Annotated in this window: 19 protein-coding genes and 1 rRNA gene; 15 read left to right on the top strand and 5 right to left on the bottom strand. The window is 72.8% G+C overall.

Annotated elements, in window-relative coordinates; genetic code table 11:
- The 3 genes from rrf to ACTMTU_RS30175 form a co-directional block, all read left to right on the top strand.
- Positions 1–104 (top strand): 5S ribosomal RNA (gene rrf, locus ACTMTU_RS30185); the annotation flags it as partial.
- Positions 105–349: 245 nt separating this feature from the next.
- Positions 350–1,516, top strand: a complete 1,167-nt coding sequence (locus ACTMTU_RS30180; RefSeq protein WP_441266595.1) for a hypothetical protein — start codon at positions 350–352, stop codon at positions 1,514–1,516.
- Positions 1,501–2,247 carry a hypothetical protein gene (locus tag ACTMTU_RS30175; RefSeq protein WP_441266594.1) on the top strand — a complete coding sequence of 249 codons (747 nt, stop codon included), beginning with the start codon at positions 1,501–1,503 and terminating at the stop codon, positions 2,245–2,247. Before ACTMTU_RS30180 ends, ACTMTU_RS30175 begins: the two co-directional genes overlap by 16 nt.
- Before the next feature lie 67 nt (positions 2,248–2,314).
- Here ACTMTU_RS30175 and ACTMTU_RS30170 read toward each other — a convergent pair whose 3' ends face one another.
- The gene (locus ACTMTU_RS30170) at positions 2,315–3,595 is read right to left on the bottom strand and encodes a DUF1015 domain-containing protein (RefSeq protein WP_441266593.1); all 1,281 of its coding nucleotides are present in this window, start codon (positions 3,593–3,595) and stop codon (positions 2,315–2,317) included.
- 92 nt (positions 3,596–3,687) lie between these two features.
- Here ACTMTU_RS30170 and ACTMTU_RS30165 point away from each other — a divergent pair, with 92 nt between their 5' ends.
- From ACTMTU_RS30165 to ACTMTU_RS30150, 4 genes are all read left to right on the top strand, one after another.
- A complete protein-coding gene (locus ACTMTU_RS30165; protein ID WP_441266592.1) occupies positions 3,688–4,716 on the top strand; it encodes an HAD hydrolase-like protein in 1,029 nt (342 codons plus the stop codon).
- Between the two features lie 61 nt (positions 4,717–4,777).
- Positions 4,778–5,830, top strand: coding sequence for a FecCD family ABC transporter permease (locus ACTMTU_RS30160; protein ID WP_441266591.1), 1,053 nt, complete (start codon positions 4,778–4,780; stop codon positions 5,828–5,830).
- Entirely contained in the window at positions 5,827–6,864 is a 1,038-nt protein-coding gene (locus tag ACTMTU_RS30155; protein WP_441266590.1) for a FecCD family ABC transporter permease, read from the top strand. Before ACTMTU_RS30160 ends, ACTMTU_RS30155 begins: the two co-directional genes overlap by 4 nt.
- 32 nt (positions 6,865–6,896) lie before the next feature.
- A complete protein-coding gene (locus ACTMTU_RS30150; protein WP_441266606.1) occupies positions 6,897–7,763 on the top strand; it encodes an ABC transporter ATP-binding protein in 867 nt (288 codons plus the stop codon).
- A gap of 358 nt (positions 7,764–8,121) precedes the next feature.
- On the opposite strand, the gene ACTMTU_RS30145 is transcribed toward ACTMTU_RS30150, so the two are convergent.
- Positions 8,122–8,469 carry an SCP2 sterol-binding domain-containing protein gene (locus ACTMTU_RS30145; protein WP_441266589.1) on the bottom strand — a complete coding sequence of 116 codons (348 nt, stop codon included), beginning with the start codon at positions 8,467–8,469 and terminating at the stop codon, positions 8,122–8,124.
- 42 nt (positions 8,470–8,511) lie between these two features.
- Here ACTMTU_RS30145 and ACTMTU_RS30140 point away from each other — a divergent pair, with 42 nt between their 5' ends.
- The 5 genes from ACTMTU_RS30140 (at position 8,512) to ACTMTU_RS30120 (ending at position 13,835) form a co-directional block, all read left to right on the top strand.
- Complete coding sequence (locus ACTMTU_RS30140) at positions 8,512–8,796, top strand: hypothetical protein (protein WP_441266588.1); 285 nt, start codon at positions 8,512–8,514, stop codon at positions 8,794–8,796.
- A gap of 7 nt (positions 8,797–8,803) precedes the next feature.
- Positions 8,804–9,619, top strand: a complete 816-nt coding sequence (locus ACTMTU_RS30135; RefSeq protein WP_441266587.1) for a TlyA family RNA methyltransferase — start codon at positions 8,804–8,806, stop codon at positions 9,617–9,619.
- Entirely contained in the window at positions 9,616–10,554 is a 939-nt protein-coding gene (locus tag ACTMTU_RS30130; protein WP_441266586.1) for an NAD kinase, read from the top strand. Before ACTMTU_RS30135 ends, ACTMTU_RS30130 begins: the two co-directional genes overlap by 4 nt.
- Before the next feature lie 214 nt (positions 10,555–10,768).
- On the top strand, positions 10,769–12,514 hold the full coding sequence (gene recN, locus ACTMTU_RS30125; RefSeq protein ID WP_441266585.1) for a DNA repair protein RecN: 1,746 nt from the start codon (positions 10,769–10,771) through the stop codon (positions 12,512–12,514).
- 235 nt (positions 12,515–12,749) lie between these two features.
- A complete protein-coding gene (locus tag ACTMTU_RS30120; RefSeq protein WP_441266584.1) occupies positions 12,750–13,835 on the top strand; it encodes a glycosyltransferase family 4 protein in 1,086 nt (361 codons plus the stop codon).
- An 18-nt stretch (positions 13,836–13,853) separates the two neighbouring features.
- On the opposite strand, the gene ACTMTU_RS30115 is transcribed toward ACTMTU_RS30120, so the two are convergent.
- Positions 13,854–15,476: a PucR family transcriptional regulator gene (locus ACTMTU_RS30115; protein WP_441266583.1), complete on the bottom strand. Its 1,623-nt coding sequence runs from the start codon at positions 15,474–15,476 to the stop codon at positions 13,854–13,856.
- Positions 15,477–15,524: 48 nt separating this feature from the next.
- The gene (locus tag ACTMTU_RS30110) at positions 15,525–17,351 is read right to left on the bottom strand and encodes a glycoside hydrolase family 15 protein (protein WP_441266582.1); all 1,827 of its coding nucleotides are present in this window, start codon (positions 17,349–17,351) and stop codon (positions 15,525–15,527) included.
- A 470-nt stretch (positions 17,352–17,821) separates the two neighbouring features.
- On the opposite strand from ACTMTU_RS30110, the gene ACTMTU_RS30105 reads away from it, so the two are divergent.
- Together ACTMTU_RS30105 and ACTMTU_RS30100 are read left to right on the top strand one after the other, a co-directional pair.
- A complete protein-coding gene (locus ACTMTU_RS30105; protein ID WP_441266581.1) occupies positions 17,822–19,471 on the top strand; it encodes a CTP synthase in 1,650 nt (549 codons plus the stop codon).
- An 87-nt stretch (positions 19,472–19,558) separates the two neighbouring features.
- Positions 19,559–20,185 (top strand): NUDIX domain-containing protein, encoded by a 627-nt coding sequence (locus ACTMTU_RS30100; RefSeq protein WP_441266580.1) that lies wholly within the window; start codon positions 19,559–19,561, stop codon positions 20,183–20,185.
- 441 nt (positions 20,186–20,626) lie between these two features.
- On the opposite strand, the gene ACTMTU_RS30095 is transcribed toward ACTMTU_RS30100, so the two are convergent.
- Positions 20,627–20,884: a hypothetical protein gene (locus ACTMTU_RS30095; RefSeq protein WP_441266579.1), complete on the bottom strand. Its 258-nt coding sequence runs from the start codon at positions 20,882–20,884 to the stop codon at positions 20,627–20,629.
- Between the two features lie 108 nt (positions 20,885–20,992).
- Here ACTMTU_RS30095 and ACTMTU_RS30090 point away from each other — a divergent pair, with 108 nt between their 5' ends.
- The gene (locus ACTMTU_RS30090) at positions 20,993–23,035 is read left to right on the top strand and encodes a tetratricopeptide repeat protein (RefSeq protein ID WP_441266578.1); all 2,043 of its coding nucleotides are present in this window, start codon (positions 20,993–20,995) and stop codon (positions 23,033–23,035) included.
- Positions 23,036–23,047 lie beyond the last annotated feature (12 nt).

Below are 23,047 nucleotides of genomic sequence, written 5' to 3'. Positions count from 1 at the left end.
GCGTTAGGGAAACGCCCGGTTACATTCCGAACCCGGAAGCTAAGCCTTTCAGCGCCGATGGTACTGCAGGGGGGACCCTGTGGGAGAGTAGGACGCCGCCGAACAATCTTTCAGGACCCTTGGTCCAGCGTTCACGCTGGACCAAGGGTCCTTTTTGTTTTGCCGAGAATGACGAAGCGCGGCCGATCGCCGGCTGCGCGAGAATGACTGTGGTACCCGATGACAGGAGTCACGCCGATGTCCCCCAACTCTTCCGACGATCGTCCGGAACGCGAACCGCGTCGCAAGGACGGTGGTGACAGGGGCGGTTTCCGCGGCGGTCGCGACGACAGGGACCGGGGTCCCCGCCGTGACAACGACCGCGGTGACCGCGGTGGCTTCCGTGGTGCCCGTGACGACCGCGGCGGTCGCCCCGCCGGTGGTGGCGGTGGCGGCGGCTTCCGCCGTGACGACCGCCCCGGTGACCGCGACCGTGGCCCGCGCCGCGAGGACGACCGCGGTGGTTACCGAGGCCCCCGCGACGGTGGCGACCGTGGTGGTCGCCCGAGCGGCGGTGGCGGATACGCGCCTCGTCCCGCCGGCGGCGGCGGTGGCTTCCGACGGGATGACCGTCCGGGTGGCTTCCGTCGTGACGACCGTCCCGGTGGTGACCGTGGTGGTTACCGCGGTCCGCGTGACGACCGTCGTGACGAGCGTCCCGCCGGTGCCGGTGGCGGTTTCCGCCGCGACGACCGTCGTGATGACAGGCGTGATGACCGCGGCGGTCGCCCCGCCGGCGGTGGCGGCGGTTTCCGCCGTGACGACCGTCGCGATGATCGCCGTGACGACAGGCGTGACGACCGTCGTGACGACCGTTCCGGTCAGAGCGGTTACCCGCGTCGCGACGACCGGCAGGGTGGCTTCCGCCGCGACGACCGCTCCGGTGGTGACCGTGGTGGTTACCGCGGTCCGCGTGACGACCGTCGTGACGAGCGTCCCGCCGGTGCCGGTGGCGGTTTCCGCCGCGACGACCGTCGTGATGACAGGCGTGATGACCGCGGCGGTCGCCCCGCCGGCGGTGGCGGCGGTTTCCGCCGTGACGACCGTCGCGATGATCGCCGTGACGACAGGCGTGACGACAGGCGTGACGACCGTCGTGACGACCGTTCCGGTCAGAGCGGTTACCCGCGTCGCGACGACCGGCAGGGTGGCTTCCGCCGCGACGACCGCTCCGGTGGCGCTGGTTACGCGCGGCGTGACGACGACCGTGGCGGCTTCCGTGGCCCCCGTCGCGAGGAGCGCGACCGCGGTGGTTACCGCGGCTCCCGTGACGACCGCGGTGACCGCGGTGACCGCGGCGGCTACGGGCGGCGTGACGAGCGGGACCGTCCCGACCGCGAGCCCGTCAAGCGGCTCCCCATCCCCGACGACGTCACGGGCGACGAGATCGACAAGGACGTCCGCCAGGAGCTCCAGAGCCTGCCGAAGGGCCTCGCGGAGGAGGTCGCCCGTAACCTCGTCATGGTCGCGAACCTGATCGACGAGGACCCTGAGCAGGCCTACGCCTACTCCCGTATCGCGCTGCGGCTCGCTTCCCGTGTCGCCGCCGTGCGTGAGGCCGCGGGCTTCGCCGCCTACGCGACGCAGAAGTACTCGGAGGCGCTGGCCGAGTTCCGCGCGGCGCGGCGGATGACGGGCACCGTGGAGCTGTGGCCCGTCATGGCCGACTGCGAGCGTGGGCTCGGGCGGCCCGAGCGGGCGCTGGCGATGGCCGGCGAGCCCGAGGTGCAGAAGCTGGACAAGGCCGGCCAGGTCGAGATGCGGCTCGTCGCCGCCGGGGCGCGCAGGGACATGGGGCAGCTGGACGCCGCCATCGTGACCCTGCAGAGCCCCGAGCTCGCCTCCAACTCCGTTCAGCCCTGGACGGCGCGGCTGCGTTACGCGTACGCCGACGCGCTTCTCGCGGCCGGCCGTGAGAACGAGGCCCGGGAGTGGTTCGCCAAGGCGCTCGAGGCCGACAAGGACGGCGCCACCGACGCGTCGGACCGACTCGCCGAGATGGACGGTGTCGAATTCGTCGACGCCCTGCACGACGACGAGGACGACGAGGACGCCGAGATCCACGAGGGCGACCGGGGCGCGAACGCCGACGCCGGCGACGACGACCTGAGCACCGGCAGCGGCCCCGAGGCCGTCACCGACCTCGGCACCGGCGCCGAAGGCGCCGAGCCGGACGCCGGCTCGGACAGGTCCGGCGACCAGTCGTAACGCGCGCACATGAATGAGGGCGGCCCCCGGTCCACGGGTGCCGCCCTCAGTCGTTTCCGCCCGGATGTCAGTCCAGCGCGAGGCTCCGCAGAACCAGTCCCGTCGCCGGCTTCGGTCCGAACGACGTCGACTTGCGGGGCATCGTGACGCCTTGGAGCGCCAGCTCCCGCACGACGTCTTCCCGGACCGGGTGCATCAGCACCGCTGTGCTGCCGTCGCGTTCCGCCTTGGTCACGGCCGACGGGGCGTCGTGGATGTAGGCGATGTGCCCGGGGTCGTCAGGGATCTGCCACACCTGTTCCAGGAGCGTGGAGTGCAGCACCGTGGCGTCCAGGGTGCGCCACGCCTCCGGCGGACCGCTCGGCACCGTGCGGTTCAGCAGTCCGGCGTCCGGACGGTCCACGAGGTGGAACCGGCCGTCCCCGGCGAGGAGGAAGGCATTGCCCTCGCCGGCGGCGTCGGCCAGGGTGTCCAGGGCCTGCGGCAGCGGTACGTCGAGGTGCGTGACACGGAAGGAACCGGTCAATGCGGTGAGCGCCCGGTCGACCGGCAGGCCGTGCAACAAGCGGTGGATGGCCCGTACCTGAAGGGGGTAGCGGGCGGAGTCGACCAGCAGCACCAGGCCGTAGTTCCACGGGCCGGGCGACGTTTGTTCCGCGCGCAGCCGCAGATAGGTCGCCCAGCGGTGGTGGCCGTCGGCGATCATCGCCTGATGCCGTTTCAGGTCCTCCTGGACCTCGGCCAGTTCCTCCTCGTCCGTGACGCACCACAGGCGGTGGCCGAAGCCGTCCTCCGTGGTCGTGGACAGCAGCGGCGAGCGCCGGACGGTGCGCTCGATGACGGCCGTCGTGCCCGTGGCCTTGCCGGAGCTGCGGTACGTGAGGAGCAGCGGTTCCAGGTTCGCCGCCGTCGTGCGCATCAGGGAGGCGCGGTCGGCGACGATGTCCGGCATGACGCCCTCGTGGGGCAGGACGACGCCGTCGGACGGCTCCGAGAGCGCCAGCGCCCCGATGACGCCGCGTTGCAGCACATCACCCTTGCGCTGCTCGTAGATGTACAGGGCGGGCCGGTCGTCCGCGGCGAGGACGCCTTCCTCGAGCCAGCGCGTGAGCGTCTGCGCGGCCTGGTGGTGGCGGTCCTCCGGGGTGGTCGCCTGGGGAAGGATCAGGCGCACGATGTTGTGCGGGTCCGCCGACTCCAAGTGGTGCAGGCCGTCCGGTCTGACGACCACGTCGTACGGCGGCGAGGTCACGGCGGCGAGGCTGCCCACCCGCTCGGGGACGTAGCGCAGTCCGCGGAACGGGATCAGATGCAGGCCGCCATCGGCCGCAGGACCTTCGTTGTTCATCAGGGCATCGTATGCGCGTGACGGCATGAGCGATGATCGGGGGAGTGGACCCGGTCACCGGGAGCGCGGGAACCAGCGAGGAGCGGAAGCGGATGAGTCAGCAGGGCGTGAACCGGCCGAGCGGAAGCACACGGGCGCTGAGCGAGGCGTACGACACCGCCCTGCTCGACCTCGACGGGGTCGTGTACGCGGGCGGTGAGGCGATCGTGCACGCCGTCGAGTCGCTGGCGACGGCCAGGGAGCGGGGCATGCACCTGGCGTACGTGACGAACAACGCGCTGCGCACCCCCGATGTCGTGGCCGCCCATCTGACCGAGCTGGGCATCCCGACCGGGCCCGGCGACGTGATCAACTCCGCGCAGGCGGTGGCCCGGCTGATCTCCGAGCAGGTGCCTCCCGGTTCACGGGTGCTGGTGATCGGGGGCGACGGGCTGCGGGTCGCGCTGCGCGAGCGCGGCCTCGTGCCGGTGGAGTCGGCGGACGACGACCCCGCCGCGGTCGTGCAGGGCTACGGCGGTCCCGAGCTGCCCTGGGGGCGGTTCGCGGAGGCCTGTTACGCGATCGCGCGGGGTGTGCCGTGGTTCGCCTCCAACACCGACCTGACGATCCCGAGCGCCCGCGGCATCGCGCCCGGCAACGGTGCCGCCGTCGAGGTCGTCCGGATCGCGACAGGGGCCGAGCCGCAGATCGCGGGCAAGCCGCTGCCGCCGATGCACAAGGAGACGATCCTGCGTACCGGTGCCGAGCGGCCGCTGGTCGTGGGCGACCGGCTGGACACGGACATCGAGGGGGCGTTCAACGGCGGCGTCGACTCGCTGCTCGTACTGACCGGGGTGACGGACGCGGCGCAGCTGCTCACGGCCGTACTGCGGCACCGGCCGACCTATGTGGACGCCGACCTGCGCGGCATGCTGACCGGGCAGCCCGAAGTGACCGAGCGCGACGGCCTGTTCGGCTGCGGCGGATGGACGGCGTCGGCGCGCGGGGACGAACTGTCGCTCGACGGCGACGGCGATCCGCTGGACGGCCTGCGCGCGCTGTGCGGTGCCGCGTGGACGAATGCGGGCGACGGTTCCTGCACCCTCGACGCGGGGAAGGCGCTGGCCCGGCTGGGCTTTTAGGACTCCCCGGCCGGCAGCCTCTCCCCGAGAGGCGATGCGAGGGTAGGCTAACCTAACCATCGTGTTGGTCGAGAGTCCCCCGAAACGGAGCGCGGAGCCTGCGTCCGCACCCGCAACACCCAAGCGCCACGCCCTGCGTGCCTTGGGGCTGCTGGTGTCGTGCGGCGTCCTGCTGCTGATCTGCGTCGCGAGCATCGCCGTGGGCGCCAAGTCGATTCCGCTCTCCGACGTGTGGGACGGGCTGTTCCACAGCACGGGCACCGGCAACGACGTGATCATCAGGGACGTCCGCCTCCCGCGGACCCTGCTGGGGCTCGTCGTCGGCGCGGCTCTCGGCGTCGCCGGCGCGGTGATGCAGGCGCTGACCCGTAACCCGCTCGCCGAACCCGGCCTGTTGGGCGTGAGCGCGGGCGCGTCGGCCGCGGTCGTCTCCGCCATCAGCTTCCTCGGCGTCACTTCGCTCACCGGCTATGTGTGGTTCGCGTTCCTCGGCGCCGCCATGGTCTCCGCCGCCGTGTACGTCCTCGGCGGCAGCCGCGGCGCCACCCCCGTACGCCTCGCGCTCGCCGGCACGGCCGCCACCGCCGCACTGTACGGCTACATCAACGCCGTCCAGCTGCTGGACGCGGCCGCGCTCGACCGGCTGCGGTTCTGGACGGTCGGTTCGCTCGCCTCCGCCGACATGGGGACCATCAGCAAGGTCCTGCCGTTCATCGCCGCCGGACTGGTGCTCTCCATGCTGCTGGCCCGGCCGCTGAACGCGATGGAGATGGGCGACGACACCGCCCGCTCGCTCGGCGCGCACCTGACCCGCACCCGCGTCCTGTCGATGCTCGCCATCACCCTGCTGTGCGGTGCGGCGACCGCGGCCTGCGGCCCCATCGTCTTCGTCGGTCTGATGATCCCGCACGTCGTCCGCGCCGTCACCGGCCCGGACATGCGGTGGATCCTGCCGTACGCGGCGGTCCTCGCGCCCGTCCTCCTGCTCGGCGCGGACGTCGTCGGCCGGGTCGTCACCCGGCCCTCCGAGCTTCAGGTCGGCATCGTCACCGCACTGATCGGCGGGCCGGTCTTCATCCAACTCGTACGCCGCAAGAGGATGGCCCAGCTGTGAAGGCCGTGAAAGCAATACGCACGCCGGGCGGGCTGTCCGTACGGCTCGACGCCCGCGCGGCGTCCGTCGTCACGCTGCTCGCGATGGCCGCGGCGGCCGTCGCGGTGGTCCTCATCGGCAGCGGCGACTTCCCGATGTCGTTCGGCGACGTGACCGCCACACTCCTCGGAAACGGCACCGCCGCACAGGAGTTCATCGTCCAGGACGTGCGGCTGCCGCGGGTGCTGGTGGCGATACTCGTCGGGGCGTCGCTCGCCCTCAGCGGCGCGATCTTCCAGTCCTTGTCCCGGAACCCGCTCGGCAGCCCCGACGTCATCGGCTTCTCCCAGGGGTCCACCGTCGGCGCGCTCACCGTGATCGTGCTCTTCAGCGGCGGCTCGCTCGCCGTCGCCGGCGGCGCGGTCGCCGGCGGACTCGTCACCGGCATCGCCGTCTACACGCTCGCATGGAAGCGCGGGGTGCAGGGCTTCAGGCTGGTACTCGTCGGCCTCGGCGTCGCCGCCATGCTCACGGCGGTCATCCACTTCCTGATCACCAAGGCCAACCTCGTCGACGCCACCAGGGCCACGCTCTGGATGACCGGCTCTCTCGACGGCCGCGACTGGGCGCAGGTGTGGCCGCTGGCCGGCATGTGCGCGGTACTGATGCCGGTCGTGTTCGCGCACGGACGGCCGCTGCGGATGCTGGAGATGGGTGACGACGCGGCGTACGCGCTCGGCGTCCCCGTCGAGCGCACCAGGATCGTCCTCATGGGGTCCGGTGTGCTGTTCATCGCCGTCGCCACGGCCGCCGCGGGGCCCATCGCCTTCGTGGCACTGAGCGCACCCCAGCTGGCCCGCCGGCTCACGCGTTCGCCCGGACCGAACCTGGCCGCGGCCGCCGTCATGGGCGCGGCCCTGCTCCTGGTCGCGGACTGGACCGCCACCAACGCCTTCGGCGACCGCATGCTGCCGGTCGGCGTCGTCACGGCGGTGCTCGGCGGCGGCTACCTGCTCTGGCTGCTCGTCACCGAACGCAAGGCGGGGCGGATATGACGGCGGGTACGGACACGGACAGGGTCAAGGACATGCGTACGGGCGCCGGGGCGACCGCCGCCCGCCTCACAGAGAACTCCAGGAGTACGACGACGATGCAGCGCCTCACCGCGGAATCCGTCACCCTCGGCTACGACCAGCGGGTCATCGCGGAGGACCTGTCCGTCGAGATACCCGACAACTCCTTCACCGTGATCGTCGGCCCCAACGCCTGCGGCAAGTCGACGCTGCTGCGGGCCCTTTCGCGGATGCTGAAGCCCACGAAGGGCAGGGTCCTGCTCGACGGGGAGGCCATCCATTCACTGCCCGCGAAGAAGGTCGCCAGGACACTGGGGCTGCTGCCGCAGTCGTCCATCGCACCCGACGGGATCACGGTCGCGGACCTCGTGGCGCGCGGCCGTTACCCGCACCAGGGACTGCTGCGGCAGTGGTCGCCGGAGGACGAGCGGATCGTCGAGGAGTCGATGGCCGCGACGCGGGTCGGCGAGCTGGCCGACCGGTACGTCGACGAGCTGTCCGGCGGACAGCGCCAGCGGGTCTGGATCGCGATGGCGCTGGCCCAGCAGACGCCGCTGCTGCTGCTCGACGAGCCGACCACCTACCTCGACATCCAGCACCAGCTCGAGGTACTGGACCTGTGCGCGGAGCTGCACGAGTCGCAGGGGCGCACGCTGGTCGCCGTCCTGCACGACCTCAACCAGGCCGCGCGCTACGCCACGCACCTCGTCGCCCTCCGCGACGGCAGGATCGTCGCGGAGGGAGCGCCGTCGGAGGTGGTCACGGCGGAGTTGGTGGAGCAGGTGTTCGGCGTGAAGAGCCAGATCATCGAGGACCCGGAATCCGGCACACCGCTGGTGATCCCGGCGTCGCGGCGGGGGGTCGGCGCGAAGGTGTCGTGAGGGTGGGGTGGGCGGCGCGTGCCGGTGCGTGGCGCCTGCGGCGGGCCGGTTCCCCTACCCGCCCCTTCCCGCTGTACTGATGTGCGGCTCCGCCGCGTGGCGGGGCAGGCCCCGGACCCCGTACCGCCCTGCGGGCGGCGTACCGCGCTCCGCGCGGTGCCCTCAAACTCCCCCTACGGCCTGGCGGCCGTGGGAGGTGCCCCCAGGCGGGCTCAAGTTGCCTGGCAACTTCAGCCTCGCCGGCGATTGAGGCGCGGGGGTCCGGGGGCAGAGCCCCCGAAACACCGCGCGGAGCGCGGTGACGGGCCCGGGCGGAGCCCGGTTTCGGGAAGGGGCGGGGTGGGGAAACGCGCCGCGGCTAGAGGAGCGTGCGCAGGCGCAGCAGGTCGCGGAAGCTCGCCTCCAGGCGGACCCGCCCCGACGCCCACGCCTTCGCGAAGTTCAGCGAGCCGTCCACCATCGACACCAGGTCGTCGCCCGTCATCGCGAGGCGGATCTGGGCCTTCTCACGTGGCGGTCCCTGTGCGGTGTCCGTCACCATGATCCGGCCGTTCGCCAGCCGGCCGGTGAACGTGACGTCCAGGTCCGTGATGTGGCAGCTGAGGGAACGGTCGAGGGCGGCGGCGGTCCGTACGTCGCCGTTCGCCGTCGCCAGGTTGTCGGAGAGTGTGTTGAGCGCGCCGCGGCACTCCTGCGTGGTGGCCATCGGCGGCGACGTTACCGCAGGGCTTCGCGGTAGCGTCTGGGCATGAGCGACTCGATGCCCGCCCCCGGTCCGCAGGAGCCCGACGGCGGCGTGCCGGCGGCGGAGGCGTACGACCCGGCGGGTCCAGCGCCGCTGGGTGTGCAGCGTGTGCCCACCGGCGACGCCGGTGTCGACGCGCTGCTGGAGCGGCTGGGCGATGTCGACCACCTCGCTGCGGACGGACACCTCGAGGTGTACGAGGATGTACACCGGGGGCTCAGGGACGCGCTGACCGCGCTCGACACCCGCCCGGGACCCCAGCCGGAACCGCACAACTACAGGAGCTGAACCGCACGTGGCAGGAGTGGCCCGCCGCCGTCTCGACGCAGAGCTGGTACGCCGGAAACTCGCGCGGTCGCGCGAGCACGCGAGCCAGCTGATCGCCGCGGGGCGGGTGACCGTCGGCCGGAACACGGCCACCAAGCCCGCCACCCAGGTGGAGACGAGTGCGGCCATCGTCGTCGCCGCCGACGACAGCGACCCCGACTACGTGTCGCGCGGCGGACACAAGCTCGCGGGCGCGCTCGCCGCCTTCGTACCGCTCGGTCTGAAGGTCGAGGGCCGCAGGGCCCTCGACGCCGGGGCGTCGACCGGCGGCTTCACCGATGTGCTGCTGCGCTCGGGCGCCCGGCACGTCGTCGCCGTCGACGTCGGTTACGGACAGCTCGCCTGGTCCCTGCAGAGCGATGAACGCGTCACCGTCAAGGACCGTACCAACGTGCGAGAAATGACGTTGGAGACGATCGACGGAGAGCCGGTGGACCTTGTGGTGGGCGATCTGTCCTTCATTCCGCTCGGGCTCGTGCTGCCCGCTCTCGTGCGGTGCAGCGCGCCCGACGCGGATCTCGTGCTCATGGTCAAGCCGCAGTTCGAGGTCGGCAAGGAACGCCTCGGCAGCGGGGGAGTGGTGCGCAGTCCCGAACTGCGGGCCGACGCCGTACGCGCCGTCGCGCGCCGGGCGGCGGAGCTCGGTCTCGGCGTGCGGGGCGTCACTGCCAGCCCTCTACCGGGACCCTCGGGCAACGTCGAATACTTTCTGTGGCTCAGGGCCGGGGCGCCCGAGCTGGATCCTGCGGACGTCGACCGCGCAGTGGCGGAGGGACCTCGTTGACCACGACATCAGGAACGACACCGGGCACCAACGGCAACACTTCGAGACGTACTGTTTTTCTGCTCGCCCACACGGGACGGCCCGCGGCGATCCGCAGCGCCGAACTCGTCGTACAGGGTCTGCTGCGCTGCGGCATCGGCGTACGCGTACTGGCGGCGGAGGCGGTCGACCTGCCGCTGCCCGCCTCGGTCGAGACCGTCGTCGACGCGACGCCGGAGGTCCTCGACGGCTGTGAGCTGCTGATCGTCCTCGGCGGCGACGGGACGCTGCTGCGGGGCGCCGAGTTCGCCCGTGCCTCCGGGGTGCCGATGCTCGGCGTCAACCTGGGGCGGGTCGGCTTCCTCGCGGAGGCGGAGCGCGACGACCTCGACAAGGTCGTCGACCGGGTCGTGACCCGCGCCTACGAGGTCGAGGAGCGGATGACCATCGATGTGATCGTGCGTTCCAACGGCGACGTGGTGCACCGCGACTGGGCGCTGAACGAGGCGGCCGTGCAGAAGGTGTCGCCGGAGCGGATGCTCGAGGTCGTCCTGGAGATCGACGGCCGGCCGGCCACCGGGTTCGGCTGCGACGGCATCGTGTGCGCGACGCCGACCGGTTCGACGGCGTACGCCTTCTCGGCCGGCGGGCCGGTGGTCTGGCCCGAGGTGGAAGCGCTGCTGATGGTGCCGATCAGCGCGCACGCGCTGTTCGCGAAGCCTCTCGTGACGTCGCCGACCTCGGTGCTGGCGGTCGAGGTCCAGCCGCACACCCCGCACGGTGTGCTGTGGTGCGACGGGCGCCGGACCGTCGAACTGCCGCACGCGGCGCGTGTGGAGGTCCGGCGGGGTGCCGTGCCCGTGCGGCTCGCCCGGCTGCACCACGCGTCGTTCACGGACCGGCTGGTGGCGAAGTTCGCCCTGCCGGTCTCCGGCTGGCGCGGGGCGCCCCAGTAGGGGGCGTCGCACAGGACGGCGCCTGCGGGCGCCACGGGACCGGACCGGAGGGTGCTCCCGCGCGAGGCACCCCGGCCCGGTCCCGCCTGTCCCGGCACGGACGGTGACGGGTCGCGGCGGTCGCCGTCACGCCTTCCCGGGCTCCGGTATTGCCCGGGAGAGTGAATCGGACGCCGGGGTCCGTCGCACACCGGGGGCCGGACCTCGTATGGTCGTGTCCGTGTTGGAGGAGATGCGGATACGGTCACTCGGGGTCATCGACGACGCTGTTGTCGAGCTGTCGCCCGGATTCACAGCGGTGACCGGCGAGACGGGCGCCGGCAAGACCATGGTCGTCACCAGCCTTGGGCTGCTGCTCGGCGGGCGGGCCGATCCGGCTCTGGTGCGGATCGGTGCGAAGTCGGCCGTCGTGGAGGGCCGGATCAGGGTCTCCGCCGACGCCCCGGCCGCGCTGCGCGCGGAGGAGGCCGGCGCCGAGCTCGACGACGGCACGCTGCTGGTCAGCCGGACCGTTTCTGCCGAGGGGCGCTCACGGGCGCATCTCGGGGGGCGTTCCGTGCCGGTGGGCATGCTGTCCGAGCTCGCCGACGAGCTCGTGGCCGTGCACGGCCAGACGGACCAGCAGGGCCTGCTGCGGCCCGCCAGACAGCGTGAGGCGCTGGACAGGTACGCGGGTGACGCCGTCGCCGTCCCGCACGCCAAGTACGCGGCCGCCTACCGGCGGCTGCGCGCCGTCAGCACGGAGCTCGAGGAGCTGACCACACGGGCACGCGAGCGGGCCCAGGAGGCGGACCTGCTGCGCTTCGGCCTGAACGAGATCGCCGCCGTGGAACCCCGCGCCGGTGAGGACGTCGAACTCGCGGCGGAGGCGGAGCGGCTCGGCCACGCGGAAGCCCTCGCGTCCGCCGCCTCGGTCGCGCACGCGGGTCTCGCGGGCAACCCGGAGGACCCGGAGGTCGTCGACGCCACGACCCTGGTCGCAGGCGCGGGACGGGCGCTGGATGCCGTACGGTCCCACGATCCGGCGCTGGCGGCGCTCGCCGACCGGATCGGCGAGATCTCCATCCTCCTCGGCGACGTGGCCGGAGAGCTCGCCGGGTACGCCGACAACCTGGACGCCGACCCGCTGCGGCTGGCCGCGGTGGAGGAGCGCCGGGCGGCACTGACGCAGCTGACCCGCAAGTACGGCGAGGACATCACCACCGTGCTCGCCTGGGCGGAGGAGGGCGCGGTCAGGCTCACCGAGCTCGACAGCGACGACGACCGCATCGGCGAGCTGACGGCCGAACGGGACGCGCTGCGCGCCGAGCTGTCCGGCCTCGCCCAGGCGTTGACCGACGCTCGCACGGAGGCCGCCGCGCGTTTCGCCGAGGCCGTGACGGAGGAACTCGCCTCGCTCGCGATGCCGCACGCGCGGGTGTCGTTCGCCGTCCGGCAGACGGAGTCCGCCGACGAGGCCTCCGGCGTCGAGGTCGGCGGCCGCTGCGTGGTGTACGGGCCCTCCGGCGTCGACGAGGTCGAACTGCTCCTGGCCCCGCACCCCGGCGCCCCGCCGCGCCCCATCGCCAAGGGCGCTTCGGGCGGTGAGCTGTCCCGGGTGATGCTCGCCGTGGAAGTGGTCTTCGCCGGGACCGATCCCGTGCCGACGTACCTCTTCGACGAGGTCGACGCGGGGGTCGGCGGCAAGGCCGCGGTCGAGATCGGGCGCCGGCTCGCCAAGCTGGCGAAGTCGGCGCAGGTGGTGGTGGTGACGCACCTGCCGCAGGTGGCGGCGTTCGCGGACCGCCAACTGCTGGTCGAGAAGACCAACGACGGCACGGTCACACGGAGCGGCGTCACCGTCCTCGAGGGCGAGGACCGGGTACGGGAGCTGTCGCGGATGCTGGCGGGCCAGGAGGACTCGGAGACGGCCCGTGCCCACGCGGAGGAGCTGCTGGCCACGGCACGCGCCGACGGTTAGGGTCGCGCGCCCCCGGGGGCTTTCGCCGGGGGCGGGCGCGCCGGGTCCGTGCTTCAAGTCGGTCTCGAGGGCGTAGCCGAGGGGCACGGGCGGCGCCGGCCGGACACTCGCCCGAGGTCAGCCGCCTCGCCGGCTCACCCATGTGAGTGATCCCGGTCCGCCGGAGCCGCGTACGTACACCGGCACGACACCCGGACGGTGCCGGAACGTCCGTACGGACTGGCATCCTTGGCGGGTGACACAGCTGCGTACGGTCCAAGTGCTGGGCGGCGGCAGTGCGGGCAGCAGCGCGCACGTCAGGTCGCTGGCCGCGGGGCTGGTGGCACGGGGCGTGCGGGTGACGGTGTGCGCCCCCGCCCGCATCGACGACGTCTACGACTTCCGGGGCGCCTGCGCGCACTTCGCGCCGGTCCCGCGCCGGAGCGACCCTCAGGCCCTCGGCGCACTGCGCGCGGCGTGCGCCGGCGCGGACGTGGTGCACGCGCACGGGCTCCACGCCGCCGTGCGCGCCTCGCTCGCCCTCGGCGCGCAGCGCTCCCGCATCCCGCTCGTCGTCACCTGGCACACGACGGCCCAGGCCGAGGGCGCGAGGGCAGCGGTCCTGCGGCTGCTCGAACGAAGGGCCGTACGCGCGGCCGCGGTTGTCCTCGGTACCTGCTCGGAGCTGGTCGACCGGGCCCGTGCCTGCGGCGCCCGCGATGCCAGGCTCGCCCCGGTGGCGACGCCCGCCCCGCAGGTCCCGCCCGCTCCTGACGCGAAGCTCCGCGCCGAACTGGGCGTCGTCGGCCACCCGTTACTCGTCGCCGTGGGCAGCCTGGAGCGGCACCGCGGCTACGGCACGCTGCTCGACGCCGCCGGGTCCTGGAGCGCCCTGGACCCCGCGCCGCTCCTATTGATCGCGGGGGAAGGGCCCGAGCGGGCAGCGCTCCAGCGCCGGATCACGGCCGAGGAGTTGCAGGTCCGGCTTCTGGGCCGGCACGACGACGTTCCCGCGCTGCTGGCCGCGGCGGACGTGGCGGTACTGCCCTCCCGCTGGGAGGCCCGTTCACTGCTCGCGCAGGAGGCACTGAGGCTGGGCGTGCCGCTGGTCGCCACGGCGGTCGGCGGGGTGCCGGAACTGGTCGGGGACGCCGCCGAGTTGATCCCTTACGGCGACCCCGTCGCCCTGTCGGCCGCCGTGACCCGCCTGCTGTCCGACCCGGCGCGCCGGGCGTGGCTCTCGCAGGCGGGCCGGGCACAGGCGGGGACTTGGCCGACGGAGGACGAGACGGTCGCGCAGGTCCTCAGCGTCTACGACGAGTTGGCGCTCACCGGCTCGTAGCGGCCGAGCCCCTCCCGGTCAGCGGGTGTGGCGGCGGGCCCGTAGCGCCAGGCTGAGGGCGAGGACCGTCTCCGGGTCCTCCAGGTCGGTGCCGAGCAGTTCCCCGATCCGGGCCAGCCGGTTGTAGAGGGTCTGCCGGTTCAGGTGCAGTTCCCGCGCCGTCTCGGCCTTGCGGCCCGCGTGGGCCAGATACGTCTCCAGGGTGGGGAGCAGCGGAGGGCGTGACGTCGCGTCATGGGCCCGCAGGGGCCCGATCGCGCGGTCGACGAACGCCGCCAGGTCCGGATGCTCGCGCAGTCGCCACAGCAGCAGGTCGATGTCGAGGCGGCGAGCGTCGTACCAGGGCCGGTCGTCCAGCCCCTGCGCCGCGGCTGCCGTTTCCGCCGCGTGGCGCAGCGCGGCGCCGGCCGCGGCCCAGCCGCCCGCGGCGGCGACCACCACGACCGGCGGGTGCGCGCCGGCCCTTTCGAGCCCGGCGCGGGCCACCCCCGCGCGCAGCGCCTGGGCCACCCGGTCCGCGGCGGCGGTCCGGTCCCCCTCCGCGCGCAGTCCGACGAGGAGCGGCACCCGGCCCTCCACCGGCCGGACGCCGAGCAGCACCGGCACCCCGAGCGACGACAGTTCCTCGGAGACCGCCCGTGCCAGCACCGACCAGTTGCCGCTGGGCGTCAGCTCGGCCGCGATCCGCATCACCACCGGCAGCAGCGGCCCCGCGCCCGGTTTGAAGCCGAGGACCCTGGCCTGCGCGGGCGCGTCCTCCGGCGTGATGCGGCCCTCCGCCAGGTCGGTCAGGAAGTCGCCCCGGCCGCGTGCCGCGAGCTCCTCCTCCTGGCGCGCCTGCATCAGCACCACGGCGAGGATGCCCGCCGCCCGCTCGGCCGCCATCCGGTGCACCGGCAGCACCGGGGACGACACGGCCAGCAGCACCAGCCGGGCACGGACCGCGCCCGCCCCTCGTCCGCCGCCGGGCACGTCGACGAGGACCGCGTTCGCCGGGGGGCCGTCCTGCCGGCCGCCCCGCAGCCCCTGCCACACCTGCAAGGGGTCGGCGGCGCCCGGTTCGCCGCCGGGGGTGTCCGCCGCGTACAGGAGCTGCCCGTCGGGGGTCTCGAGGAACACCGGGTCGCCCGTGAAGGACGCGAGGATCGCGAGCACCTGGGGCACCCCGCCGCCGCCGAGGAGGGCCTCCGTGCAGCGGCGGTGCACTTCCTCCGCCTGCTGGAGCAGCGCGTAGTGGCCGTTGACGATCTCGGTGTGGATCTCCTCGGTGACCGTGACGAACGGCACCTCCCGGTGCAGTTGCACCAGCGGCAGACCGGCCGCCCGCGCCGCCTCCACGATCGAGGCCGGCAGCCGGGAGAAACGGGGGCCCAGCTCGACGACCAGCGCGGCGATGCCGCGCTCCGCGAGCCGGTGGACGAACGCCCGCTGCTCCACCGGACGGGTCCCGAGGCCGAGACCCGTCGTCAGGAGCAGCTCCCCGCCCTTGAGCAGGGAGGCGATGTTGGGCACCTCACCGGCGTGGACCCAGCGCACGGTGCGTTCCAGCCGGTCGGCGCCGGCCAGGACCTCCGGGAGTCCGCTGCGGAGGCCCGGGAGTTCCAGTGCCCGCCGCACGGTGATGCCGCCCTGCGTTTCCATGGCCGAGGACGCTACCGGGGCGACAGTTCCAAGGACAACAGCGGACTCCTAGCCACCGTAGGCCCCGGACGCGGTCAGCCGCAGCGCCGTGTCGATCAGGGGGACATGACTGAAGGCCTGGGGGAAGTTGCCCACCTGCCGCTGCAGCCTCGGATCCCACTCCTCCGCGAGCAGCCCGAGGTCGTTGCGGAGCGACAGCAGCCTCTCGAACAGCCGCCGGGCCTCGTCCACCCGCCCGATCATCGCCAGGTCGTCCGCCATCCAGAACGAGCAGGCCAGGAACGCGCCTTCGTCACCGGGCAGCCCGTCGACGCCTTCGTGCGCGCCCTCGGTCGGGTAGCGCAGGATGAAGCCGTCCTCGGTGGACAGTTCGCGCTGGATCGCCTCGATCGTGCCGATGACCCGCTTGTCGTCGGGCGGCAGGAAGCCCATCTGCGGGATCAGCAGCAGGGAGGCGTCCAGTTCCTTGGAGCCGTAGGACTGGGTGAAGGTGTTGCGCTCCGGGTCGTAGCCCTTCTCGCAGACGTCGCGGTGGATCTCGTCACGCAGATCGCGCCAGCGCTCCAGTGGCCCGTCCGCGTCACCGGACTCGATCAGCTTGATCGTCCGGTCGACCGCGACCCACGCCATCACCTTGGAGTGCACGAAGTGCCTGCGCGGCCCGCGGACCTCCCAGATGCCCTCGTCGGGCTGGTCCCAGTGCTTCTCCAGGTAGCGGATCAGCTTCAGCTGGAGCAGCGAGGCGTAGTCGTTGCGCGCGAGGCCGGTCATGTGCGCGAGGTGCAGGGCCTCCGTGACCTCGCCGTACACGTCGAGCTGGAGCTGGTGCGCGGCGCCGTTGCCGACGCGCACGGGACCCGAGTTCTCGTAGCCGGGCAGCCAGTCGAGCTCCGCCTCCCCGAGTTCGCGTTCGCCCGCGATGCCGTACATGATCTGCAGGTTCTCCGGGTCGCCGGCGACGGCCCGCAGCAGCCACTCGCGCCAGGCGCGGGCCTCTTCGCGGTAGCCGGTGCGCAGCAGCGAGGAGAGGGTGATCGCCGCGTCACGCAGCCAGGTGTAGCGGTAGTCCCAGTTGCGCACGCCGCCGATCTCCTCCGGCAGCGAGGTCGTGGGCGCGGCGACGATCCCGCCGGTCGGCGCGTACGTGAGGGCCTTCAGCGTGATCAGCGAGCGGACCACGGCCTCGCGGTACGGGCCGTGGTACGTGCAGTGGTCCACCCACTCGCGCCAGAACTCGGCGGTGGCCTCCAGCGAGCCCTGCGGGTCGGGAAGGGCCGGCTGCTCCTTGTGCGAGGGCTGCCAGCTGAGCGTGAAGGTGATCCGGTCGCCGGGGGCGACGGTGAAGTCGGAGTAGGTCGTGAGGTCCTTGCCGTACGTGTCGGTGTCCGAGTCCAGCCACACCGAGTCGGGGCCGGCGACACCGACCGTGCGGTTGTCGACCTTGTGGACCCACGGCACGATCCGTCCGTAGCTGAAACGCATCCGCAGCGCGGAGCGCATCCGCACCCGGCCGGAGACGCCTTCAACGATCCGGATCAGCTGCGGCGCACCGTCACGCGGCGGCATGAAATCGGTCACTCGGACCGTGCCCCGAGGGGTGTCCCACTCGGATTCGAGGATCAGCGAGTCGCCGCGGTACGTGCGACGGGTCGCGTCCGGCGCCTCGCCGTGCGGCTCGAACGCCGGCCCGAGCCGCCAGAAACCGTGTTCCTCGGTGCCGAGCAGCCCGGCGAAAATGGCCTGCGAGTCGAAGCGGGGCAGGCACAGCCAGTCCACTGTGCCGTCCCGGCAGACCAGTGCTGCGGTCTGCATGTCTCCGATGAGTGCGTAATCCTCGATGCGCCCGGCCACGTGCATCTCCAGTCGAACGGCCATGTCCGCCCCGCGGGGCGCTTACTGCGGTCAAGGGTCGTTGACAAGCCGCGGCGACCCCAAAAACACCACGCGGGAGGTGTTGCCACGTGCCTGGTGGGGGGCGCCGTGTTCCGGGTGACGGTCTGGGGATGTCGTCCGTGCACAGGTCCGGCTCGGCAGCGAGTTTCCGAGCAGGATACGACGCACGTCGACGATCTGTGTCGGGTCCCCGCAACACAGGTGCGGCGAACGGGTGAGCGGCCCGTGGGCCGCGGTGAGCGGTTCCCGCGCGTTGTGGTCACGGTACCTCCGGCGCCGCCGGGACGAGTACACGGGCGCGGCCGGGCGGCGGCCCACCCCCGTCGCTGATACCCTGGTACCCCGTGGACCGGTGGCCGGAAGGCCCCGAAACCGCAGCGACGGCGCCCCCCGATCCGGGTCGGCAGCCGGTACGCACCTCACTTCGCGACCACGGGAGCCCCCTCTTGGCGATGCCGCCCAAATCCATGACGACCAAGCACATCTTCGTCACCGGGGGTGTCGCCTCCTCCCTCGGCAAGGGCCTCACGGCCTCCAGCCTGGGTGCGCTGCTCAAGGCACGGGGCCTGCGGGTCACCATGCAGAAGCTCGACCCGTACCTGAACGTCGACCCCGGCACGATGAACCCGTTCCAGCACGGTGAGGTGTTCGTCACCAACGACGGCGCCGAGACCGACCTGGACATCGGCCACTACGAGCGCTTCCTCGACGTCGACCTCGACGGCTCGGCCAACGTCACCACCGGCCAGGTCTACTCGCAGGTCATCGCCAAGGAGCGGCGAGGCGAGTACCTGGGCGACACCGTGCAGGTGATCCCGCACATCACCAACGAGATCAAGTCCCGTATCCGCCGGATGGCGACCGACGACGTCGACGTCGTCATCACCGAGGTCGGCGGCACGGTCGGCGACATCGAGTCCCTGCCGTTCCTGGAGACCGTCCGCCAGGTCCGCCACGAGGTCGGCCGCGACAACGTCTTCGTCGTGCACATCTCGCTGCTGCCCTACATCGGCCCCTCCGGCGAGCTGAAGACCAAGCCGACCCAGCACTCGGTCGCGGCGCTGCGCAACATCGGTATCCAGCCCGACGCGATCGTGCTGCGCGCCGACCGCGACGTGCCGACCGCGATCAAGCGCAAGATCTCGCTGATGTGCGACGTCGACGAGGCTGCGGTCGTCGCCGCCATCGACGCCAAGTCGATCTACGACATCCCGAAGGTGCTGCACACCGAGGGCCTGGACGCCTATGTCGTGCGGAAGCTCGACCTGCCGTTCCGCGACGTCGACTGGACGGTCTGGGAGGACCTGCTCGACCGGGTCCACAACCCCGACCACGAGGTCACCGTCGCGCTCGTCGGCAAGTACATCGACCTGCCCGACGCCTACCTGTCGGTGACCGAGGCCATGCGCGCCGGCGGCTTCGCCAACAAGGCCCGTGTCCAGGTCAAGTGGGTCACCTCCGACGACTGCAAGACCCCGGCGGGTGCCGCGAAGCAGCTCGGCGACGTCGACGCGATCGTCATCCCCGGCGGTTTCGGCGAGCGTGGCGTCAACGGCAAGGTCGGCGCCATCCAGTACGCCCGCGAGAACAAGATCCCGCTGCTCGGCCTCTGCCTGGGCCTGCAGTGCATCGTGATCGAGGCCGCGCGCAACCTGGCGGAGATCACCGACGCCAACTCCACCGAATTCGACGCGGCCACCGCGCACCCGGTGATCTCCACCATGGAGGAGCAGCTGGCGTACGTCGAGGGCGCCGGCGACCTCGGCGGCACCATGCGTCTCGGCCTGTACCCGGCGAAGCTCGCGGAGGGTTCCATCGTGCGCGAGGTCTACGGCGACGAGCCCTACGTGGAGGAGCGCCACCGCCACCGCTACGAGGTGAACAACGCCTACCGCGCGGAGCTCGAGAAGAAGGCGGGCATCCTCTTCTCCGGCACGTCCCCCGACAACAAGCTCGTCGAGTACGTGGAGTACCCGCGCGAGGTGCACCCCTACCTCGTCGCCACCCAGGCCCACCCGGAGCTGCGGTCCCGCCCGACGCGTCCGCACCCTCTCTTCGCCGGTCTGGTGAAGGCGGCCGTGGAGCGCAAGTCCGGTCAGTGACACGCCAGACGATACGGTTGACCGGGGTACGGACCTGTGAAGGATCCGTACCCCGGTTTCCGTTGTGTGGGTGGAAGGACGCTTTCGATGGCCATCAAGGACACGCCCGAGCACTGGCAGGTCACCGCGACCACGACGCCGTTCCGGGGCAACAAGACCAGCGTCCGCACCGACGATGTCGTCATGCCCGACGGCACCGTCGTCAAGCGTGACTACCAGGTGCACCCGGGGTCGGTCGCCGTGCTCGCCCTCGACGGCGAGGGCCGCGTCCTCGTGCTCCGCCAGTACCGGCACCCCGTACGGCAGAAGCTGTGGGAGATCCCGGCCGGGCTGCTGGACGTGCCGGGGGAGAACCCGCTGCACGCCGCGCAGCGCGAGCTGTACGAAGAGGCGCACGTCAAGGCCGAGGACTGGCGGGTGCTCGCCGACGTCTACACCACCCCCGGCGGCTGCGACGAGGCGGTGCGGATCTTCCTCGCCCGGGAACTGTCCGAGGCCGAGGGCGACCGTTTCGAGGTCTCCGAGGAGGAGGCCGACATGGAGCTGGCCCGGGTGCCGCTCGACGAACTGGTCCAGGGTGTGCTCGCCGGGGATCTCCACAACACGTGCCTGGTGGTCGGCGTGCTGTCCGCGGTGGCGGCCCGTGGGGGCGAGGGCTTCGACGCTCTGCGCCCGGCGGAGGCGCCGTGGCCGGCGCGGCCTTTCGAGGCGTGACCACCCCGTCCGGCCGTACGTGATGTGACGATCCGCTGATCCGATCGGGCGACGACTGCGCCGTGCTCCGCACGGATCGTCGCAGAGCGTGAACTACGCTCGAATCGCCCGCGCGGAGCCCCGTCGGGCTCGGCTCGTGCACGGCGGACTGGAGCGTGGCCCGTGACGGATCAGGCGCTGGACTTGGACGGCCCCGACCGGTCGGTCCCTCCTGAGCCGGCCCACCGCCCCGAGGGGCCGGATGATGCCTCGCCGGGCCCGCGCGTGGTTTCCCTGACCCGGGCGCCGGCCCCTGCGGCCGCCGGGCCCGCCGCCGAAGAGGCCGCCGGGCCCGGGACGGGGGGTCCCGGGCGGCAGGACGCCGAAGAACCGGGGGCCACCGACGCTTCCGATGTGGGCCGGGCGCCGTCCGCCGTCCCTTCGGAACCCGACTCGGCGGCGTCAGCCGAACGTCCCGAACCCGGTTCGGGAGTGGGCGGGTCCCCGGAGGCCGGCCCAGCGGCGTCCTCCGAACGTCCCGAACCGGTCCCGGCGCGAACCGGAGTGCCGCAGCGTGGCCGTGTGGGGGCTGATGCGGCCCTGGAGCGGGACCAGGCAGACGCCGACGTACCCGAAGAGCGCGGCTCGGCGGCGGGCGCCGAGGCTGAACGCGACCCTGCGGAAGTCGGGCTGCTCGGGGAGCCCGGTCCGGAAGTACACGGGCTGGCGGAGCCCGGTCCGGTGGCGATCGGCAAGGACTCCGATGCCCCTCCGACAGGCGGCGGGTCATCCCCGGCGCCACAGGCGCCGCGCGGAGTCGGGGGGCCCGTGCCGGCGGGTGGTGCGGGGCAGGCCCGCAGCGGGACGCAGCCCGGGCAGGACGGCACGCACCCCGGCGGGCTGTTCTTCGGACGACAGCGGGAGCTGAAGGCGCTCGTCGCCGACATCGAGCGCGCCGGTCTCGACACGCTCGCCGGCCGCAAGGCGCCCCGCGCACGGGTGCTCCTGATCGCGGGGCGGCCCGGCTCCGGGCGCTCCGCGCTGGCGCAACAGCTCGCCCTCAGGCTGGGCGACCGCTACCCCGACGGCATCCTCTATGTCCGGCTCACCGAGCCGGACGGCCGGCCGGTCCCCATGGACCAGGCGGCACGCGGACTGCTCGACCGGCTCCGGATCGCCTCGCCGCCCGGCGCGGGCGAAGACGAACTGACCGAGATGGTGCGCGAGGCCCTCGCCGTACGCAGGGTGCTGCTGCTCATCGACGACGCCACGGACGCCGAGCAGGTCGACCTGCTGCTGCCGCAGAACCCGGACTGCCTGGTGGTCGCCGTGTCCCAGGGCCCGCTCACCGGCATCCCGGACGTGAGGCCCTGCACGCTCGGCGGAATGGACGCCAAGTCCGCGATCGAGCTGCTCACCACCTTCACCGGGTCCGTGCGGATCACGGTGGACCCGCAGGCGGCGGAGGCGATCGCCGAGGAGTGCGGCGGCCAGCCCGCCGCGCTGGTGCTGGTCGGCGGCTGGCTCGCGGCCCGCCCGAACGCCTCCGTCGCCGACGCCGCCAAGCGGCTGCGCACTCTCCCCGACGACGCGGGTCGGCCGACCGGCGCCAGGCCCCTGACCAGGGCGTTCCGGCTGGTGTACGAATCACTGCCGCAGTCGGCCGCGCGCACCCTGCGGCTGTTGGCCCTCGCGCCCGCCGGCCGCGCGGACGCGCACACCGCCTCCGCGCTCGCCGGATGCTCCGTCTCGGCCGCCCAGGAGACCCTCGATCTTTTCGCGGGGCTCGGACTGCTGCGCCGTGCCGGGGCCTCGTTCGAAGTACCGGGTGCGCTCGCGCCGCTGCTGCGCACCCTGATGGAGAGCACCGACCGGCCCGCCGAGGTGCAGCTGGCGCGGGCCAGGATGCTCGAGCGGACCGTACGACGGCTCCAGGCCTGCCGGGCGATCACCGAGCCCGAAGGCTCCCCGGCCCGCAAGAAACTGGCCGCCCTGCCCCGCGCCCTGCGGTTCACCTCGGCGTGGGCAGCCGGTGAGTGGCTGCGCGCCGGCCGGCCGGAGCTGCTGGCCGCCGCCCGGCTCGTCGTCGACGACGGCGAGCTGGACACCCTGGCACGCCGGCTCGTCGCCGCCCTGGTCAGGGCACTGGCGGCGCACTGGGGCACCGAGGCGGCAGCCCCCGAGCTGTACGGGCTGCACCAACTGGTCCTCGACGTCGCCGAGCGGCGCGGACTGCACCGTGAGCAGGCCGCCGCGCTGCTCAACCTCGCCGACCTGGACGCGCAGACCGGCCGCACCGCCGACGCGCTGGCCCGCTACCGGGCCGCGCTCGACGCGGGCCGCGCCGCGAACGACCCGTACGCGACGGGCCGCGCGATGGAATCCGTAGGCGGCGCGTACCAGGCGCTGGGCGACTGGCAGCGGGCGGCCGACTGGTACGGCCGCGCCCTCGCGCAGCGCCAGGCCCGCGGTGAGCGTGCCGACGAGGCGCGGCTGTACGGACGGCTCGGCAGCGTGCACACCTACGCGGGACGGTACGGGGAGGCGCTGCGCAGCTGGCGGGCGGCCGCCGCCGGCCATCGCAAGGTCGGTGATCTTCCGTCCCAGGCGCGGGCGTTGAGCGAGGCGGCCCGCGTCCAGGAGTACGCCGGCCGACCGGAGGAATGCCTGCGGACCTGCCAGGACGCGGTGGACCTGGCCCGGCGGGCCGGGGACACACGGCTCCAGGCAGCGCTCCGGCTCAGGCTCGCCGACACCCTGGACCGGCTCGGCGACCCGGCGGCGGCCGGGCTGCACCGCACCACCGCGGAAAGAATGCTTGGAACAGAGGATTCAACCTACGAAATCCGTGGCAGTTCGCTCGAAGATTAATGCTTTGCAAGG

Origin of the sequence: Streptomyces sp. OZ13 (assembly GCF_052068155.1) — a bacterium.
GTDB lineage: Bacteria > Actinomycetota > Actinomycetes > Streptomycetales > Streptomycetaceae > Streptomyces.
The sequence above is the reverse complement of the archived record's forward strand: the minus strand, read 5'-3'. Positions and strand labels throughout refer to the sequence as shown.

Coding starts and splice junctions, on each gene's coding strand:
- ACTMTU_RS30175 (WP_441266594.1), top strand. CDS start 1,501: ATGGTCGCGAACCTGATCGACGAGGACCCTGAGCAGGCCTACGCCTAC.
- ACTMTU_RS30170 (WP_441266593.1), bottom strand. CDS start 3,595: ATGAACAACGAAGGTCCTGCGGCCGATGGCGGCCTGCATCTGATCCCG.
- ACTMTU_RS30165 (WP_441266592.1), top strand. CDS start 3,688: ATGAGTCAGCAGGGCGTGAACCGGCCGAGCGGAAGCACACGGGCGCTG.
- ACTMTU_RS30150 (WP_441266606.1), top strand. CDS start 6,897: ATGCGTACGGGCGCCGGGGCGACCGCCGCCCGCCTCACAGAGAACTCC.
- ACTMTU_RS30145 (WP_441266589.1), bottom strand. CDS start 8,469: ATGGCCACCACGCAGGAGTGCCGCGGCGCGCTCAACACACTCTCCGAC.
- ACTMTU_RS30140 (WP_441266588.1), top strand. CDS start 8,512: ATGAGCGACTCGATGCCCGCCCCCGGTCCGCAGGAGCCCGACGGCGGC.
- ACTMTU_RS30115 (WP_441266583.1), bottom strand. CDS start 15,476: ATGGAAACGCAGGGCGGCATCACCGTGCGGCGGGCACTGGAACTCCCG.
- ACTMTU_RS30110 (WP_441266582.1), bottom strand. CDS start 17,351: ATGGCCGTTCGACTGGAGATGCACGTGGCCGGGCGCATCGAGGATTAC.
- ACTMTU_RS30105 (WP_441266581.1), top strand. CDS start 17,822: ATGCCGCCCAAATCCATGACGACCAAGCACATCTTCGTCACCGGGGGT.
- ACTMTU_RS30100 (WP_441266580.1), top strand. CDS start 19,559: ATGGCCATCAAGGACACGCCCGAGCACTGGCAGGTCACCGCGACCACG.